General features: G+C 62.4%; 17 protein-coding genes and 1 pseudogene. 8 read left to right on the forward strand and 10 right to left on the reverse strand.

Going from position 1 to position 16,419, the window contains the following annotated elements; genetic code table 11:
* The 4 genes and pseudogenes from QZ522_RS11685 to QZ522_RS11700 all read left to right on the forward strand — a co-directional run.
* A pseudogene (locus tag QZ522_RS11685) lies at window positions 1–209 on the forward strand (sterol desaturase family protein); the annotation flags it as partial.
* Complete coding sequence (locus QZ522_RS11690) at window positions 209–844, forward strand: ferredoxin (RefSeq protein ID WP_294611480.1); 636 nt, start codon at window positions 209–211, stop codon at window positions 842–844. The pseudogene QZ522_RS11685 and the gene QZ522_RS11690, both read left to right, overlap by 1 nt.
* Entirely contained in the window at window positions 841–1,332 is a 492-nt protein-coding gene (locus QZ522_RS11695) for a histidine phosphatase family protein (protein WP_294611483.1), read from the forward strand. The genes QZ522_RS11690 and QZ522_RS11695 overlap by 4 nt, the downstream gene beginning before the upstream one ends.
* Before the next feature lie 14 nt (window positions 1,333–1,346).
* Window positions 1,347–2,462, forward strand: coding sequence for an acetoin utilization protein AcuC (locus tag QZ522_RS11700; RefSeq protein ID WP_294611486.1), 1,116 nt, complete (start codon window positions 1,347–1,349; stop codon window positions 2,460–2,462).
* A 92-nt stretch (window positions 2,463–2,554) separates the two neighbouring features.
* Here the strand turns inward: QZ522_RS11700 and QZ522_RS11705 are convergent, their stop codons facing one another.
* The 8 genes from QZ522_RS11705 to crcB form a co-directional block, all read right to left on the reverse strand.
* The gene (locus QZ522_RS11705; RefSeq protein ID WP_294611489.1) at window positions 2,555–3,322 is read right to left on the reverse strand and encodes an amino acid ABC transporter ATP-binding protein; all 768 of its coding nucleotides are present in this window, start codon (window positions 3,320–3,322) and stop codon (window positions 2,555–2,557) included.
* Between the two features lie 14 nt (window positions 3,323–3,336).
* Window positions 3,337–4,626 carry an amino acid ABC transporter permease gene (locus QZ522_RS11710; protein WP_294611492.1) on the reverse strand — a complete coding sequence of 430 codons (1,290 nt, stop codon included), beginning with the start codon at window positions 4,624–4,626 and terminating at the stop codon, window positions 3,337–3,339.
* Window positions 4,627–4,629: 3 nt separating this feature from the next.
* Window positions 4,630–5,844: an ABC transporter permease subunit gene (locus QZ522_RS11715; protein ID WP_294611495.1), complete on the reverse strand. Its 1,215-nt coding sequence runs from the start codon at window positions 5,842–5,844 to the stop codon at window positions 4,630–4,632.
* A gap of 120 nt (window positions 5,845–5,964) precedes the next feature.
* A complete protein-coding gene (locus QZ522_RS11720) occupies window positions 5,965–6,984 on the reverse strand; it encodes an amino acid ABC transporter substrate-binding protein (protein ID WP_294611499.1) in 1,020 nt (339 codons plus the stop codon).
* A 206-nt stretch (window positions 6,985–7,190) separates the two neighbouring features.
* The gene (locus tag QZ522_RS11725) at window positions 7,191–7,901 is read right to left on the reverse strand and encodes an ATP12 family protein (RefSeq protein ID WP_294611501.1); all 711 of its coding nucleotides are present in this window, start codon (window positions 7,899–7,901) and stop codon (window positions 7,191–7,193) included.
* Window positions 7,902–7,905: 4 nt separating this feature from the next.
* The gene (locus QZ522_RS11730; RefSeq protein ID WP_294611504.1) at window positions 7,906–8,580 is read right to left on the reverse strand and encodes an HAD-IA family hydrolase; all 675 of its coding nucleotides are present in this window, start codon (window positions 8,578–8,580) and stop codon (window positions 7,906–7,908) included.
* Window positions 8,577–9,620, reverse strand: coding sequence for an RluA family pseudouridine synthase (locus QZ522_RS11735; protein ID WP_294611507.1), 1,044 nt, complete (start codon window positions 9,618–9,620; stop codon window positions 8,577–8,579). Before QZ522_RS11735 ends, QZ522_RS11730 begins: the two co-directional genes overlap by 4 nt.
* A complete protein-coding gene (gene crcB / locus QZ522_RS11740; protein WP_294611510.1) occupies window positions 9,617–9,994 on the reverse strand; it encodes a fluoride efflux transporter CrcB in 378 nt (125 codons plus the stop codon). Before crcB ends, QZ522_RS11735 begins: the two co-directional genes overlap by 4 nt.
* Window positions 9,995–10,223: 229 nt before the next feature.
* On the opposite strand from crcB, the gene QZ522_RS11745 reads away from it, so the two are divergent.
* Window positions 10,224–11,492 (forward strand): glycerate kinase, encoded by a 1,269-nt coding sequence (locus QZ522_RS11745; RefSeq protein WP_294611514.1) that lies wholly within the window; start codon window positions 10,224–10,226, stop codon window positions 11,490–11,492.
* Between the two features lie 87 nt (window positions 11,493–11,579).
* Window positions 11,580–11,963 carry a hypothetical protein gene (locus QZ522_RS11750; protein WP_294611516.1) on the forward strand — a complete coding sequence of 128 codons (384 nt, stop codon included), beginning with the start codon at window positions 11,580–11,582 and terminating at the stop codon, window positions 11,961–11,963.
* Window positions 11,964–11,978: 15 nt separating this feature from the next.
* On the opposite strand, the gene QZ522_RS11755 is transcribed toward QZ522_RS11750, so the two are convergent.
* Window positions 11,979–12,722: an SDR family oxidoreductase gene (locus tag QZ522_RS11755; protein WP_294611518.1), complete on the reverse strand. Its 744-nt coding sequence runs from the start codon at window positions 12,720–12,722 to the stop codon at window positions 11,979–11,981.
* A gap of 121 nt (window positions 12,723–12,843) precedes the next feature.
* On the opposite strand from QZ522_RS11755, the gene QZ522_RS11760 reads away from it, so the two are divergent.
* The gene (locus tag QZ522_RS11760) at window positions 12,844–14,013 is read left to right on the forward strand and encodes an amidohydrolase (protein WP_294611522.1); all 1,170 of its coding nucleotides are present in this window, start codon (window positions 12,844–12,846) and stop codon (window positions 14,011–14,013) included.
* A gap of 159 nt (window positions 14,014–14,172) precedes the next feature.
* Window positions 14,173–15,513 (forward strand): phosphoglucosamine mutase, encoded by a 1,341-nt coding sequence (gene glmM / locus QZ522_RS11765; RefSeq protein ID WP_294611524.1) that lies wholly within the window; start codon window positions 14,173–14,175, stop codon window positions 15,511–15,513.
* Here glmM and QZ522_RS11770 read toward each other — a convergent pair.
* Window positions 15,488–16,419, reverse strand: a 932-nt coding sequence (locus QZ522_RS11770; RefSeq protein WP_294611527.1) for a hydantoinase B/oxoprolinase family protein, incomplete at its 5' end; no start/stop codon positions are given. The two genes, glmM and QZ522_RS11770, sit on opposite strands and share 26 nt — an antisense overlap.

Genomic DNA, 16,419 nt, shown 5'->3' on the forward strand with positions numbered 1-16,419 from the left:
CTGACATGCACCGCGTCCACCATTCCGACATCCGCGCCGAACACGATAGCAACTATGGGTTTTCCCTGTCGATCTGGGACCGGATGTTCGGCACCTATATCGCCCAGCCGACCAGGGGCCATGACGATATGACCATCGGTTTGCAATGGCAGGATGACCGCCCCTCACGGCTTGGCTGGTCCCTGACCCTGCCATTTCGGCACAAATGATGCCCGAGAGGTTAAGCACCCTGGCCGCCGCCGTGCATCTTGCGCCCTTCGGCACATTGCACCTGCGGCCCGGTGAACTTCCCGGAATGCAGAGCCTGATCCTTCTCGGCCCTGACGAGCCGGGCTTTTGGGCGCATTTCACCGCCTCGCCGGAATATCGCGATGGCGCCGAAGACCCGATGAACCGCTGGTCCGAGCGCGTGATTGGCGACATCGCAGAGCGGCTTGGCGCACAGGCCGTCTTTCCCTTTGGCGGGCCGCCCTATCAGCCGTTTTTCGATTGGGCCAAGCGCAGCGGGCGCGCGCATCCGTCGCCCGTGGGCCTCCTGGTGCATGACCGCGCCGGGCTTATGGTGTCCTATCGCGGGGCCTTGGCCTTTGCCGAACGCCTGAGCCTGCCCGCAACCGCCCCCTCGCCCTGCAAGAGTTGCGCGGCGCGCCCCTGTCGCAACGCCTGTCCGGTCGATGCCCTCAAGGGCAACCACTATGACGTGCCGCGCTGCAAGGATGATCTGGACCGCCCCGAAAATGACTGTATGGACCAAGGCTGTGCGGCGCGGCGCGCCTGTCCTATCAGCCAGAGCTATGGCCGCCAGCCCGCGCAATCCGCCTTTCACATGAGGGCCTTTCGATGACACGTCACCTGATCCTGATGCGGCATGCAAAATCCGACTGGGGAAGCGCCGGACAGCGCGACCATGACCGCCCGCTGAACGCGCGCGGCAGGGCCGCCGCCAAGGCTCTTGGGCGCTGGTTAAAGGCGCACGGCACGCTCCCCGATCAGATCCTGTGCTCTTCGGCGGTCCGCACCCAGGAAACCTGTGCGCTTCTGGGCCTGGCGGTCACGCCCGAGATCCTGCGTACGCTCTATCTGGCGGACCCGCCAGAAATGCTCGCCGAACTGCAAGCGGCCACCGGCCAGTGCGTTCTGATGCTCGGCCATAACCCAGGCATCGCCGATCTGGCGATGGAGCTTTTGGGCGATCCCCCCGATCACGAGCGATTTGGCGATTACCCCACCGGCGCCACCCTGCTGGCACGGTTTGACATCGCGGATTGGGCCGGCCTGCGCCCCGGTACCGGAGAGGTCGAGACTTTCGTGATCCCCCGCGAACTCGTCTAAGGCGCGCGCAGGCGATGCAGCCCCCGCGCTTCATAGGATCAGAGATCTATCGCGGCTCCAGCTATGGCCCCCGCCATCCACTCAGCATCCCGCGCGTGCCGACAGTGACCGACCTGAGCCGGGCAATGGACTGGCTGCCGGCGACGCAATACATCAATAGCCCGCGCGCCAAACCGGCCGCTTTGACGGCCTATCACACGCCGCGCTATATCGCTGCTCTGCAAGCCGCCGAAACCGCGGGTGCGGTCACCCCTGAAACCCGTGCACGCCATCAATTGGGCACGCTCTCCAACCCGGTATTTGGCGAAATGTTCCGCCGCCCCGCAACCTCTGCGGGGGGCTCTCTGCTCGCCGCAGAGCTTTTGGCCGACGGCGGCGTGATCTATAACCCCGGCGGCGGCACCCATCACGGCATGGCCGATCACGCGGGCGGCTTTTGCTACCTCAACGATCCGGTTCTGGCGATCAAGGCGTTTCTGGCGCAGGGGCTAACCCGCATCGCCTATGTGGATATCGACGCACATCACTGCGATGGCGTTGCAGCGGCCTTTGTCGGCGAGCCGCGCGTGCTCATGATCTCGACCCATGAGGCCCGCCGGTGGCCCTTCACCGGTACGCTTGACGATCGCGCAGGCGGTCAGGCGATCAACCTCCCGCTGGCGCGCGGCACCAACGACACCGGCTTTGCCATGGCCCTGCACGAGGTCATCCTGCCCGCCCTTCAGGCCATGCGGCCAGAGGTGATCGTGCTGCAATGCGGGGCCGATGCGGTGGCCGAGGATCCGATGGCCCGGCTGATGCTCTCCAACAATGCCCATTGGTCCGCAGTGGCCGCGTTGCGCACCATGGCGCCGCGCTTTTTGGTGCTGGGCGGTGGCGGCTATAATCCCTGGACGGTGGGCCGTCTCTGGGCCGGGGTCTGGGCCACGCTCAACGGGTATGAGATTCCCCCTCGCCTGCCCGAACCCGCCCGCGCGGTGCTGGCTGCCCTTCACTGGACACGGCAGAGAGGCGCGCGCGCCGATCACCTGGTCGAAACCCTGCGCGACGCGCCGCGTCATGGGCCGGTTGACGACAGCCTTCGCCAGAACATCCAACATCTTCGCGCCCGCCAAACCGTCTGGATCTGACATGAAAAAGGGACCGGCACAAAACCGGTCCCCTGTTTCTTCTTGGCAAAAATACTCAATCCCAAGTCAGAAAACACGACCCGGATTTTGATTTAATGCCCCAGAATCTGGCTCAGGAACAACTTGGTCCGCTCGGATTGCGGGTTGTTGAAGAACTCTTCCGGTTCGTTCTGCTCCACGATCTGACCCTGATCCATAAAGATCACGCGATTGGCCACCTTGCGGGCAAAGCCCATTTCGTGGGTCACGCAAAGCATGGTCATGCCTTCTTCGGCCAGCTCGATCATGGTGTCGAGCACCTCCGAGATCATCTCGGGGTCAAGCGCCGAGGTGGGTTCGTCGAACAGCATGATGCGTGGCCGCATGCACAGGCTGCGGGCAATCGCCACGCGCTGCTGCTGACCACCCGAAAGCTGACCGGGGTACTTGTCGGCCTGCTCGGGGATCTTGACCTTTTCGAGGAAATGCATCGCGATTTCCTCGGCCTCTTTCTTGGGCGTCTTGCGCACCCAGATCGGCGCCAGGGTACAGTTTTCAAGGATCGTCAGATGCGGGAACAGGTTGAAGTGCTGGAACACCATGCCAACCTCTGACCGGATCTTGTCGATATTCTTGAGGTCATTGGACAGGATCGTGCCATCCACCGTGATCGAGCCCTTCTGATGCTCTTCCAGCGCGTTGATACAACGGATCAGCGTCGATTTCCCCGACCCCGATGGCCCAGCGATCACGATGCGCTCGCCCTGATAGACCGTCAGGTCGATATCGCGCAGCACGTGAAACGACCCGTACCACTTGTTCATCTTGTTGATCTCGACAGCAACCTCGTCCGAGACGTTCATTTGTTTTTCTGCGGCCATGGAACTGGACCTCCTTAACGATGATCGGTCCGGAGCTGACGCTCCAACCACTGAGAATATTGCGAGATGCCGTAGCAGGTGATGAAGAACAGGACGACGGCAAAGCCGAACAGTTCCCAATAGACCCCGTTCCATTCAGACGACGACAGGATCGGACCGCGGATCATCCCCACGATGTCGAACATCGAGATGACCGAAACCAGTGTCGTATCCTTGAACAGGCCCACCGCCACGTTGACGATCCCCGGAATCGAGATCTTGAGAGCCTGGGGCAGGATGATAAGCTGCATGGATTGCGCATAATCAAGTCCAAGGCTGTCACCGGCCTCGTACTGGCCGCGCGGCAGCGCCGCGAGACCGCCCCGGATCACCTCGGCGATATAGGCCGACGAGAACATTGTGATCATGATGATCACCCGCAGGATCAGGTCAAAATTCGTACCCGGCGGCAGGAAATACGCCAGCACGACATTCGCAACAAACAGCAGCGTGATCAAAGGCACGCCGCGAATGAACTCGATGAAGACCACGCAGATCCATTTGATGATCGGCATCGAAGACTGCCGCCCAAGCGCCAGCAGGATCCCCAGCGGAATCGACAGCGACACACAGATCACGCCCAGCATCAGGTTGATCATGAACCCGCCCATATCCCGTGAGGGAATCGCCTCAAGCGCCATGACATTCGCGAACGGCCCCGAGAGGTATCCCGACGCAATCCAGAAGACCAGGGCGGCGATAAAGGATACGATCACCGCGATACCGGCACTGGTCTTGACCATTTTGCTATAGACGAAGGCGCCGAACAGAACGCCAAGCAGGGCAAAAACCGGTGTCGAGACAGGCCCGCCCCAGATAAGCCAGAAGGCGATGAACGGGTAAAGCCCGGTAAAGATCAGCATCTTGCGCGGAAATATCTTGCCGAACAAAAGCGGCGCCGCTGCGACGAACAAAAGCACAAAGGCCAGCCCCGGACGCCAGTAAAGGTCGGAGGGGTATTTAAAGCCGAAAAGCAACTGGTTCCAGCGTTCGGTCAGCACCGCGAAACACCCGCCGACCTTGCCGCCGAGAATCTCGCGACAGGCCGTAAGGCTTGGGCTGTCCCAGATGCCGTTAAAGAACCACGGCGCCGCAGAGGTGACGATCTGGTACACCACCAGAACCGACACCACTGTCAAAAGGCTGTTGGCGGGGGACGAGAAAAGGTTCTCGCGCAGCCACTTTACAAGTCCGGTCGCCGCAAGGGGGGGCGGCGATTCCGGAAGCATTTCGGTGCGCACAAATCCAAGCTGTTCACGTGACATGGCTCAGCGCTCCTTCAATTTCATGCTGTTGTTGTACACGTTCATCACCGCCGAAATGGCAAGGCTGATGGTGAGATAGAACAACATCAAAAGCAAAACCGCCTCGATCGCGCGGCCGGTTTGATTGAGGGTAATCCCCCCAAGCGTGCCGGTCAGGTCCATATAGCCAACGGCGATGGCCAGCGACGAGTTCTTGGTAAGGTTGAGGTATTGCGAAATCAGTGGCGGGATGATTACCCGAAGCGCCTGCGGCAGGATCACGAGGTTCATGATCCGCTTGGGCCGAAGACCCAGCGATGCCGCCGCCTCGGTCTGGCCTTTCGAAACGGCCTGAATACCGGCCCGCACATTTTCTGCGATAAAGGCGCCGGTATAGATCGCAAGTGCGAACCAAAGCGCAATCAGCGAGCCGCGAATATGCAGGCCACCCTGAAAGTTAAATCCCTTGAGCGCCGGGTAATCCAGTGAGATCGGCTGGCCCAGAGCAAAGAAGATGATCAGCGTCGGCAGCACCAGAATGGCCAGCGACGGCCAGCCCATCGGCAAAAGCCGTCCGGTGTCGTACAACAATTTGGTGGCATAGCGACGATAGTAAAACACACCGAACACCGACGCGAGGAACGTCAGCACCACGACGAGCGATCCGCTGCCCCAGATCGGCGAGGGGATGTAAACGCCGCGATTGGTAAAGGCGGCCGCATCAAGGAACATGCTCGATGCCGGATTTTCCCCGCGGAACGCATTCGGGGCCGGCAGGACGGCCGTCATGATGGTGAAAATGATCAGGATCCAGATCAGGACCGGCACATTGCGGAACGCCTCGACATAGATCGCCATCAGCTTGCGCACGAGCCAGTTCGGCGACAACCGCAGGATACCTGCCGTCACGCCAAAGATGGTCGCCGTGATGCACCCGAGAAAGGCCACAATCAACGTGTTGATCATCCCCACCAGAGCGGCGCGCATGTGGCTTGATTGGCTATCGTATTCAATCGGTCGCTGGTTGATGTCATAGCCTGCCGGCTCGCCAAGGAACGAATAAGAGATATTCTGGCCTTGCTCGGCAAGGTTCTTGACCAGGTTGACGCCCAAAAAGGCCATGAGCGCGATCAAGAGGGCAAGAGCGATAAATTGAAATGTGTAAGAGCGATACCGGGTGTCGTAGATCAGCATAGATAGCTGAAACGACGCCTTTGGAGGGTCGGTCATCGTTGTCATCTGGGATTTCCCTGTTGTTCGACCCGGTTTTTTATCGGCATTTCCTGCCGTGGGTCGATTTTTAACTGGTCTTATCGTAAAAGAGGGCGCGGAATGTCCGCGCCCTCTTTCGTTTGGATTTTAGCGGAAGGGCGGTGTGTAGAGGATACCGCCTTCGGTCCACTGAGCGTTCAGGCCACGGGCCAGACCGATCGGGGTTTTCTCACCGATGTTCTTTTCGAACAGTTCGCCATAGTTACCGCCAGCGGCAATCGCGCGCATGGCCCACTGGGCGTCAAGACCGATCATCTCGCCAAGGTTGCCCTCGGTGCCAAGGATACGGTTCACTTCCGGGCTGCCGCCAGCGGCTGCGCCGAGTTCAGCGACGTTCGCGCTGGTGATGCCCATTTCTTCGGCTGCGATCAGAGCGTTCAGCGTCCAGCGTGCGATATCACCCCATTCGTTGTCGCCATGGCGCACGAGCGGGCCAAGCGGCTCTTTCGAGATGATTTCGGGCAGGATGACGTGATCGGTCGGATTTTCAAATGCCGCACGGGTCGAGGCAAGGCCCGACGCATCCGTGGTGTAGGTGTCGCAGGCACCTGCAAGGTACTGCTGCTGACCTTCGGCATTTGTTTCGATCGGAACGGGCTCGTACTCCATGTTGTTCTTGCGGAAGAAGTCCGCAAGGTTCAACTCGGTGGTGGTGCCGGTCTGGATACAAACGGTCGCGCCGTTCAGATCCTTGGCCGATGTCACGCCAAGCGCCTTGGGAACCATAAAGCCCTGACCGTCATAATAGTTCACGCCGACGAAATCGAACTTGAGGTCGGTATCGCGCGAGAAGGTCCAGGTGGTGTTACGCGCCAGCAGGTCGATTTCACCCGACGCCAGAGCGGTAAAGCGGGTCTTGCCGGTGGTCGGCACGAATTCGACGGCGGTCGCATCGCCAAGAACGGCGGCGGCAACGGCGCGGCAAACGCCAACGTCAAAGCCTTCCCAAACGCCATTTGCGTCGGGTGCAGCAAAGCCAACCAGACCAGTGGTCACGCCACAGTTCAGCTTGCCGCGTGCCTTCACGTCATCCAACGTTCCGGCAGCAGCAGCGCCAGCCGCCAGGCCGGCGAGTGTGAGCGCGCCCAAAAATACGGTTTTTTTCATGTTTACCTCTTCCTGATTGTCCCCCCTTTAAAGAGGGGTTGGTACGGCCTTCATTGGCCGCTGTCCTACTGGTATCGGGGGACGAGCCCCCTCAGTGCCAGCAAGTTTGGGTGAATTCATCACGAAACGTCAAGTCATAGTTCACGAAAATCACTGGCAAAACCAAGTGTTTCCCCTACGGAAGCCATAACTTGTGCACCTTCATGCTAGGCCCTTGAAATATCATAAAAGCGCTTGGCATGCAGAAAGTCAGATTCTTTCCTTGTCGCGGTGGCAACGGCCTCATCATCGCTACCCCATTGCTCTTGTTGCCAGGTTTCGTCAATTCGCGACAGATCCCAGAGCATTTCCGCAGGGTGCAAATCGTATAGCGCAGCAAAGCCGATGATCAGGGAACCGCTCAGGCTCACGAGATCGTGAAAGGCGGTAAGCGCCCAAGAATCAAGTGCTTCCACCCGATGATGGAGATGCGCAAGCACCACCGGATCCTGGGCAGAATGCACAACCCCCGCAACCGGAAGGAGTTTTACGTTAAGGACCGATTCGGCCCAATCCAAGAGCGGGTCCCAGGCCTCGGCCTGACGCGCGACAAGTTCCACAGGCGCCTCGGCGCGGTAACAGACAAGATCGGCATCGCCGTAATCCGCAATCATCCGGGCCACTTCGGCATGCTGATGGGTCACCTTGTCGATCGCGGCATTGGACGACCGGGTATAGGGCATGCTCGCGGGGTCGATCCGCTCGCCCTGGGCATCCCATTCGCGCGCAATCTCTTGTGCAAGGGCACGGGTCGGCACCACAAGCGGCGCCTTGGCCGGGGTGCGCACGGGGCGCGCATCAAGATGCACCGCAAAGCCGCCCGGTGCCTCGGCCAAGGTTGCGGTTTTCCAGAACCGTTTGGCTGTCCATGCGCTCATCTGACTATCTCCAAAGCTGGTCAAGCACGCCCGGCAATGCGCGAAAGTCCTCAAGGATCGTGACCGCCGCGCCAAGCGCCTCGGGGGAATGGTAGCCCCAGCTCACGCCGATTCCCGGCACCCCGGCGGCGCGCGCCATTTCCATGTCAAAGCTTGTATCGCCGATCATCACCGCGTTTTCGGGCGCGACACCGGTCTCTGACAGGGCAGTCTCGATCATCGAGGGATGCGGCTTTGACGGGTGGTGGTCGCTGACCTGCCGGGTGACGAAAAGATGCCGCAACCCGTGCCCGTCCAAAAGCTTGTCGAGCCCGCGCATGGACTTGCCCGTGGCCACGCCAAGCAGGTTGTCGGGCACCGCATGAAGCGCCTCAAGCGTGTCGCGCGCATGCGGATAAAGCGGCGAAGATGCCGCCACGCCGGACTGGGCCCGAAGGCCCATATAGGCGTCCTTGTAGGACTGAATGATCGCGGCATGGGTCTGATCGGGCAAATGCGGTGCCAGACGCGGGATTGCCACGTCAAGCGACAGTCCGACAATGCCGAGTACCGCCCCGTGATCCGGCGCCGGGTGATCCGCTCGCTCGAACGCCTGGGTCATCGCCGCCACGATGTCACCCTGGCTATCGACCAGCGTGCCATCGACATCAAAGATGATAAGCCGCAGCGGCGCGGTCATGCCATATCCTCAAGCGGGTCATCGGGGGCCTCGCTCGGGATCCACTGGAACATGTCCCAGGTGCGCTGCATGTGGTCCGGCAAGGGCGCCGTGATATGCAGGATGGCACGGGTCACCGGGTGCTCGATGGTCAGCGAGCGGGCATGCAGGTGCAGTTTGCGGCTGATGTCGCCGCCAAGCTGCGCGCCCCAGCCATCGCCAAGGTTCTCCTGCCCCGAGCCGCCATATTTGCCGTCGCCGATGATGGGGTGTCCGACCTCGGCCATATGCGCGCGAAGCTGATGGGTGCGCCCGGTCACCGGGATAAGCGCCATCCACGACGTGCGCCCGCCTGCGGCCTCGATCACCGCGTAGTCGGTGGTCGCGGCCTTGGCGCCGGGGGTGGACTCGACATCGCGCGGATGCACGCAGATCATCTTTTCGCCCTCGCCCTTGGCGCCATGCCCCGGCGCCTTGACCAGTGCATAGCGGATCGTGCCCATGCGCGGGCTTGGCACGCCAGCGACCGCCGCCCAGTAAATCTTGCGCGTGGCACGATGCCGGAACGCCGCCGTCAGGCCACGCGCGGCCTCGCGCGTGCGCGCCAGAAGCAGAACGCCAGAGGTGTCCTTGTCAAGCCGATGCACCAGTTTGGGCTTTTCCTCGAGCCCAAAGCGCAGCGCCTCGGCCATGCCGTCGACATGGCGCGATTGCTTGCTGCCGCCCTGCACCGGCAGGCCCGGGGGTTTGTTCAGCGCAATGATGTGATCGTCACGATAAATCACGCAGGACTGGATCATGCGCGCGTCGGCGGGGCTTATTCTCGAGGTATAGACCTCGGGTTTGTCGCCCGGTCTTGGCAGCGGCGGAATGCGCACCTGCTGGCCCGCGACAAGCCGCGTTGCCGGTTTGACGCGCCCGCCGTCGACCCGGAATTCGCCCTTGCGACAGAGCTTTTCGATCTGCACCTGCCCGAGATGCGGGAACATGCGCCGCAGCCAGCGATCCAGCCGCTGATCGCCATCATCCACCGCGACCGTCAATATCTGAACGCTGCTCATGCCCAGATCATCCGCGCCAGCCAGACCCCAAGCACCAGCGCCGCCAGCGACAGCACCACCGACAGCAGCACATAAGACGCCGCCGCAATAAATTCGCCCCGCTCGAACAGGGTAAAGGCCTCAAGTGAAAAGGCGGAAAACGTCGTGAAACCGCCAAGGATACCGGTCATCACAAACGGATTGAGATGACCAAGATCGCGGTGGAAGGAAAGGACCATGAAAACCCCCATCAGGAAAGAGCCCAGAACATTGACAGTGATCACGCCCAAGGGAAAGCCCGGCCCGCTCACGCGCAACAGCGTTAGGGTGGCACCATAGCGCAGGCTGGCGCCGAGTGCACCGCCAATCGCCACCTGAAGAAAGGTTGTTATCATGGCCGCGTCTGTCGCGCGCGCGCCCCTGTTTGTCAAGCTGAACGCGCCCTGAACCAGTGTCGCGTGCCGGGCAAGGGCGGGACGCCTCCGGCGGGACGCCTCCGGCGGGACGCCTCCGGCGGGAGTATTTATGGAAAGATGAAAATGCGTCTTGGACCGAAGGGGCCCTTTTGCCCATGAGCCAAGGCCGCTAGGGTGCGCCCGAAGAGATGCCTTTGAGGAAATGAAAATGAATGCTCCCGCCGAACCGCTGGCCCTTTTGCGCGACCTGTTTGACCGGGCGGTGGCGGTGGCCGATCCGATGCAGAGCCTGCATGACGCCCTGCCGCCACGCCCCGAAGGTCGATTCGTGGTCATCGGTGCCGGAAAGGCCAGCGCGCGCATGGCCGAAGCGGTCGAGGCGGTCTATGGCCCCTGCGAGGGGCTGGTGATCACGCGGTACGGCTATGGTCGCCCCTGTCAGGGCATCGAGATTGTCGAAGCCGCCCATCCGGTGCCCGACGAGGCCGGGCTTGCCGCCACCGCGCGGATGCTTGATCTGGTGGCAGGGCTTGGCGAGAACGACATGGTGCTTGCTCTGATCTCGGGCGGGGCATCGGCGCTTTTGGTGCAGCCCGCGGGCGGGATGACATTGGCGCAAAAGCAGGCGGTGAACGCCGCCCTTCTGGCATCAGGGGCCCCGATTGGCCAGATGAACGTGGTGCGCAAGCATCTGAGCAGGGTCAAGGGCGGACAACTCGCAGCGGCGGCCTATCCCGCGCGCCTGACGGCCCTGATGATCTCGGACGTGCCGGGCGACGACCCGGCCGAGATCGGATCGGGCCCGACTGTGGGCGAGACCAGCACGCCCGCCGATGCCCGTGCCATACTGGAGCGCTACGGAATCGAGGTGCCAGAGGCGGCGAAGGCGGCCCTTGGTGGGCAAAGCGGGGCGATCGCGCCGGACGACATCCGCCTGAGCAGGGTGGAGAACGTGATTTACGCCGCACCGTCGCAATCCCTTGCCGCCGCCGCCGATCTGGCGCGCGCGCAGGGGCTGACGGCACAGGTTCTCGGCGACGCGCTTGAGGGTGAGGCGCGCGAGGTGGCGCGCCAGCATGCTGCGCAGGCCCTGGAGGTACAGGCAAGGCTTGGCGCGACGGACGCGCCGGTGCTTTTGCTGTCGGGCGGAGAGTTGACCGTGACACGGCGCGGCGACGGGGTTGGCGGGCCGAATGCGGAATATGCGCTCGCGCTCGCGCTGGCGCTTGACGGCGCGCCGGGAATTCACGCGATCGCCTGCGATACCGATGGTGTCGATGGGGCGGCAGAGGTGGCCGGCGCGGTGATCGGTCCGGACACGCTCATGAAGGCCCGCGCGGCGGGGCGCGATCCGCAACAGGCACTTGCCGCAAATGATGCGCATGGGTTTTTCGGGGCCATCGGCGATCAGATCGTAACCGGCCCCACCCTGACCAATGTGAACGATTTCCGCGCGATCCTGATCGCTCCGTCCTGACGTCAGGCCACAGACCCTGCGAATTTGAGTCGCGCCGCGCCCAAAGATTTGCGACACTGACGGGGGAAAACGGCAAAAGGACCGCACATGCGCCGCAGATGTTTCATCGCCGCCATACTGGCCGCCTCGCTCGGGCCATGCCTGCCTGCGACGGCGGCCCCCACGGCAATCGCTGCCGACGAAATCACCGCATTGCTGACCGGCAACACGATTGTCGGGACATGGTCGGGCACACGATACCACCAGTATTTCGAGGCCGATGGCACCACGACCTATATCGCGGAAGGCGGGCGCAGCGATCAAGGCCGCTGGCGGGCAAATCCGGACACCAACGAATACGAAAGCTGGTGGCGCAGCACTGGCTGGACGCCTTATCTTTTGGTGCGCACCGAAGATGGCGGTTATGCCTGGGTCAACGGCGACCGATACGAGCCCTTCGAAGTTAGGCAGGGCAAACATATCGATTGGTAAGGCGCCGCGAGCCCTCTAGCGCAGGGCGGGAAGGCCGATACCCGTCGACTCGAACCCGCCATCCACGGCGATGATCTGGCCGGTGACATAGCTGGCCTTGTCCGAGCAAAGGAAGGTGATCATCGAGGCGATTTCATCCTCGGTGCCATAGCGGTTGAGCGGAATGGCGTCGTGATAGGCGGCGATGATCTCGGGGCTGTGCACGGCCATGGCAAGCTTGGTCGCCACCGGCCCCGGACAGACGCAATTGGCGCGCACGCCGAATTCGCCAAGCTCTGCCGCCTGCTGTTGTGTCAGATGCTTGACCGCCGCCTTCGAGGTGCCATAGGCCACCCTGAGGGTCGAGGCGCGCAAACCCGAAATCGAAGCGATGTTCACAATTGCACCGCGTGCCGCGCAAAGCGCGTCGCGCAGGGCCTGACTTGTCAGGAACACACCATCAAGGTTGGTTTCCATAACCGTGCGCCAACGTGCGAAATCGGTCTCGGCAATCGGGCCGAAATCGGCGACCCCGGCGTTATTGACAAGCGCATCGACACTCTCGCTTGTGGCGGTGACATGGGCCGCCATCTGCGCCACCTGATCGGGCCTGGACACGTCGCAGATCACCGGATCGACACCCACAAGCCCAAGCGCTGCCTGTTCAAGTGCCGGTTCGTCCCGGTCCACCATGACCACGCGCCAGCCCTGATCGAGAAACTGCTTGGTGGTGGCAAGGCCGATCCCGCGGGCGGCCCCTGTGACGATGACGGTTTTCATGGCTGGCCTCTCCGCTGGTCTCATTCAGGCAGAGTTTACGCAGGATTGGCAGGCATTGACCATAAGGCTTGAGCGGAAATGCGAAATCCGACAGGGTGGCGGGAAAAGGGCTTGCCGCGCGATGCGTAAAACCGAACACCTGTATAAGCAGATGACCGAATGGCGGCATGATTTCCACCGCCACCCGGAGCTAGAGTTTGATCTTGGCCGTACCGCTGCGCGGGTCGCGGAATTGCTGCGGGGGTTTGGCCTTGAGGTGCATACCGCGATTGGCCAAAGCGGCGTTGTCGGCGTATTGCAAAAGGGCAATGGCCCGCGCAGCATCGCCGTTCGCGCGGATATGGACGCCCTGCCGATCACCGAGGCGAATGGGTTTGACCATCGGTCGGCCAGCCCCGGCAAGATGCATGCCTGCGGTCATGACGGGCATATGGCGATGGCGCTTGGGGCGGCGAAATACCTTGCCGAAAGCGGTGATTTCAACGGGCGTGCGGTGTTCATCTTTCAGCCGAACGAAGAGTTCGGCGAAGGCGCCTCGGCAATGATCGCCGACGGCCTTTTTGACCGCTTCCCGGTGGATGAGGTCTATGCCATCCACAATATTCCGGGGCTGGCGGTCGGCACATTCGCCACCCGCGCCGGGCCTGTCACCGCTGCGGAATCGCTGTTCGAGATCGACATCGCCGCGCGCGGCGGCCATGCCGCCCTGCCCCATATGGGGGTCGATGCGATCACTGTGGGCGCTGAAATCGTCAGCGCGTTGCAGACCATCGTCGCGCGCAAGCTTGACCCGGCACAGAACGGCGTGGTTTCGGTTACCGAATTCATCACCGACGGGCGGCGCAATGTCTTGCCCGGCCGTGCCACGCTGCGCGGCGATTGCCGTGCGCTTACCCCGACCACCAATACCGCGATAGAGGTGGCGATGCGCCGGATCGTTGACGGAATCTGCGCCGCCCATGACGTCACCGGCACGGTCACCTACAACACGCTTTTTCCGCCGACCATCAACGCGCCGCAAGCGGCCCGCGCGGCAACCGAGGCCGCGCACACAATCGCAGACATGGTGGACGGCGATTGCCCGCCCAAGCTTTTCTCGGAGGATTTCGCCCATATGGCGGCGGCTGTGCCGGGGGCATTCGTGCTGATGGGGAACGGGGTCGAGGGCGGCCATGCGCATCCGTTGCACTCGGCGGATTATGATTTCAACGACGCCGCGCTTGTGCCCGGATCGTCCTTTTGGGTGGCATTGATCGAGCAGCAATTGAAAGGCGGCACCGATCAGCGGTGAAGTCAACACCCATGACCTTACGGGGCATTCCGATGGCATGATACGGAATTTGCCGCCCGGCGATCCCGCAGGTGGTTGGACAGGTCGCTTGCGGCATTGTAAGAGGGCCTGAACAACGCGGGGCGCGGGCCGCTGCGCAGCATCTGCAGGAGCAAGACGATGGGTCAGAAACTATTTGGCACCGATGGCGTGCGCGGACGCGCCAACAGCTGGCCGATGACGGCGGATATGGCGCTGCGGCTCGGGGCGGCGGCTGGCCGGTATTTTCGCGCCGACAAGCAGGAGCACCGCGTCGTGATCGGCAAGGATACACGGCTTTCGGGGTATATGATCGAATACGCGCTGACGGCCGGTTTCACCTCGACCGGGATGAACGTCTTCCTGCTCGGGCCGGTCCCGACGCCCGCGATCGGATACCTCACCCATAGCATGCGCGCCGACGTCGGCGTGATGATTTCCGCAAGCCACAACCCCGCCAGCGACAATGGGATCAAGCTGTTCGGCCCGGACGGGTTCAAGCTGAGCGATGAGGCCGAGGCCGGGATCGAGGCACTGCTCGACAGTGGCGTCACCCCCGCCGCGCCGGAAAACATCGGCCGCGCCAAGCGTATCGACGACGCGCGCGGACGCTATGTGGAATATGCCAAGACCACCTTTCCCAACCGCAGGCGGCTTGACGGGCTTCGCATCGTTCTGGATTGCGCCAACGGTGCCGCCTATCGCACCGCCCCCGAGGTTCTCTGGGAATTGGGTGCCGAGGTGATCACCATGGGGGTTGAACCCGATGGCTACAACATCAACCTCGACTGTGGTTCGACCAAGCCCGAGGCGGCAGCACGCAAGGTGCTTGAAACCCGCGCAGATCTTGGGATCTGCCTTGATGGCGATGCCGACCGGGTGGTGCTGATCGACGAGCAGGGCAAGATTGCCGATGGCGATCAGTTCATGGCCCTGATTGCCACCCGCTGGGCGCAGGACGGGCGGCTGGCGGGCAATGCCCTCGTCGCCACGGTGATGTCCAATCTCGGTCTGGAACGGCACCTGAATTCGAAGGGGATCGAGCTAAAGCGGACCTCGGTCGGGGATCGCTATGTCGTCGAGGAAATGCGCGCCAACGGTCACAACCTTGGCGGCGAGCAGTCCGGCCATATCGTGATGACCGATTTTGCCACCACGGGCGACGGCCTTATCGGCGCGCTGCAATTTCTCGCGGCGATGGTGGAAACCGGGCAAAAGGCCAGCGACCTCGTGCAGGTGTTCGACCCGGTGCCGCAACAGTTGATCAACGTGCGCTTTGCCAAGGGCAAGGCACCGCTCAAGACCGATGCCGTTCAGGCCGCAATTGCGGGCGCGGAAAAGGAACTGGGCGGCGACGGGCGGCTGCTGATCCGTGAATCGGGCACGGAACCGCTTATTCGCGTGATGGCAGAGGCGCTTGATCCGGCCCTTCTTGACCGGGTGATGCAAAGCGTCGTCAAGGCGGTCCGTCTGGAAAGCTAGACCGCGCCCTGCGCTCACCCTGTGTGGCCACCTTGTCCACCGCACCATCGGCAAGAACGACCCCGAACAGCGCAAGCGCCTGTTCGGGCGTATAGCGGCCAAGGCGCACATCCTCGGCCACCGCGTCCGGATCGCGCGCCATCGGGTTGCCATAGCCGCCACCGCCGGGCGTGCGCACATGGACGCGATCACCGGGGGCAAGCGGGATATCCTGCTCCTTTGACAGATGTTCGGGCGTATAGGGCACCCCCCCGCGCCAGACTGTCACCTCGTTCGGCGCGCCGTCACCACCGCCAAGTGCGCCCTGCGGGCCAAACCGGCCATGGTCCATAACAAAGCTCGCCCGCGCGCTGCCGCGGCGCAGTTCGACCTCGTAATCAAGCCCGAACCCGCCGCGATACTCCCCGGCCCCACCCGATCCGTCGCGCAGGCCATAGCGATGGTAAAGTACTGGAAAGGTCTGTTCCATGATCTCGACCGGCGGCGCCTTGGATATGCCGATGGTCGAGCACCCGTTGCTAAGCCCGTCGCCCATCGCAGAACCGCCATAGCCACCGCCAGACAGCTGATACATCACGAAATCACGGTTCCTTTCGGGATCATGCCCGCCAAGCGCGAAATTGCCGCTCGTCCCGGCGGGCGCCGCCGTCACCCGCCCAGGCAAGGCCCCGACAAGCGCGGCAAAGACCGCCTCGGCGATCCGCTGGCTGACCTCCGCGGCACAGCCCGAGACCGGGCGTGGATATTGCGCATCCAGAAAGGTGTCCTTGATGCCCGTCACCCTGAGCGGCTCGAAGGCGCCGGCACTGATCGGAACCTCGGGGAAAATGTGGCGCATCGCCAGATAGACAGAACTGAGGGTCGTCGCGCGCACCGAATTCATCGGCCCCCGGCAGGGCGCGCTCG

It is taken from the genome of uncultured Roseovarius sp. (genome assembly GCF_913054395.1).
Taxonomy (GTDB): Bacteria; Pseudomonadota; Alphaproteobacteria; order Rhodobacterales; family Rhodobacteraceae; genus Roseovarius.

What these genes read in the sequence shown, in the direction of transcription:
- QZ522_RS11725 (WP_294611501.1), bottom strand. Translation starts at nt 7,901, where the DNA reads ATGAGCGCATGGACAGCCAAACGGTTCTGGAAAACCGCAACCTTGGCC.
- crcB (WP_294611510.1), bottom strand. Translation starts at nt 9,994, where the DNA reads ATGATAACAACCTTTCTTCAGGTGGCGATTGGCGGTGCACTCGGCGCC.
- QZ522_RS11690 (WP_294611480.1), top strand. Translation starts at nt 209, where the DNA reads ATGCCCGAGAGGTTAAGCACCCTGGCCGCCGCCGTGCATCTTGCGCCC.
- QZ522_RS11695 (WP_294611483.1), top strand. Translation starts at nt 841, where the DNA reads ATGACACGTCACCTGATCCTGATGCGGCATGCAAAATCCGACTGGGGA.
- glmM (WP_294611524.1), top strand. Translation starts at nt 14,173, where the DNA reads ATGGGTCAGAAACTATTTGGCACCGATGGCGTGCGCGGACGCGCCAAC.
- QZ522_RS11705 (WP_294611489.1), bottom strand. Translation starts at nt 3,322, where the DNA reads ATGGCCGCAGAAAAACAAATGAACGTCTCGGACGAGGTTGCTGTCGAG.
- QZ522_RS11720 (WP_294611499.1), bottom strand. Translation starts at nt 6,984, where the DNA reads ATGAAAAAAACCGTATTTTTGGGCGCGCTCACACTCGCCGGCCTGGCG.
- QZ522_RS11750 (WP_294611516.1), top strand. Translation starts at nt 11,580, where the DNA reads ATGCGCCGCAGATGTTTCATCGCCGCCATACTGGCCGCCTCGCTCGGG.
- QZ522_RS11730 (WP_294611504.1), bottom strand. Translation starts at nt 8,580, where the DNA reads ATGACCGCGCCGCTGCGGCTTATCATCTTTGATGTCGATGGCACGCTG.
- QZ522_RS11700 (WP_294611486.1), top strand. Translation starts at nt 1,347, where the DNA reads ATGCAGCCCCCGCGCTTCATAGGATCAGAGATCTATCGCGGCTCCAGC.
- QZ522_RS11715 (WP_294611495.1), bottom strand. Translation starts at nt 5,844, where the DNA reads ATGACAACGATGACCGACCCTCCAAAGGCGTCGTTTCAGCTATCTATG.
- QZ522_RS11745 (WP_294611514.1), top strand. Translation starts at nt 10,224, where the DNA reads ATGAATGCTCCCGCCGAACCGCTGGCCCTTTTGCGCGACCTGTTTGAC.
- QZ522_RS11710 (WP_294611492.1), bottom strand. Translation starts at nt 4,626, where the DNA reads ATGTCACGTGAACAGCTTGGATTTGTGCGCACCGAAATGCTTCCGGAA.
- QZ522_RS11760 (WP_294611522.1), top strand. Translation starts at nt 12,844, where the DNA reads ATGCGTAAAACCGAACACCTGTATAAGCAGATGACCGAATGGCGGCAT.
- QZ522_RS11755 (WP_294611518.1), bottom strand. Translation starts at nt 12,722, where the DNA reads ATGAAAACCGTCATCGTCACAGGGGCCGCCCGCGGGATCGGCCTTGCC.
- QZ522_RS11735 (WP_294611507.1), bottom strand. Translation starts at nt 9,620, where the DNA reads ATGAGCAGCGTTCAGATATTGACGGTCGCGGTGGATGATGGCGATCAG.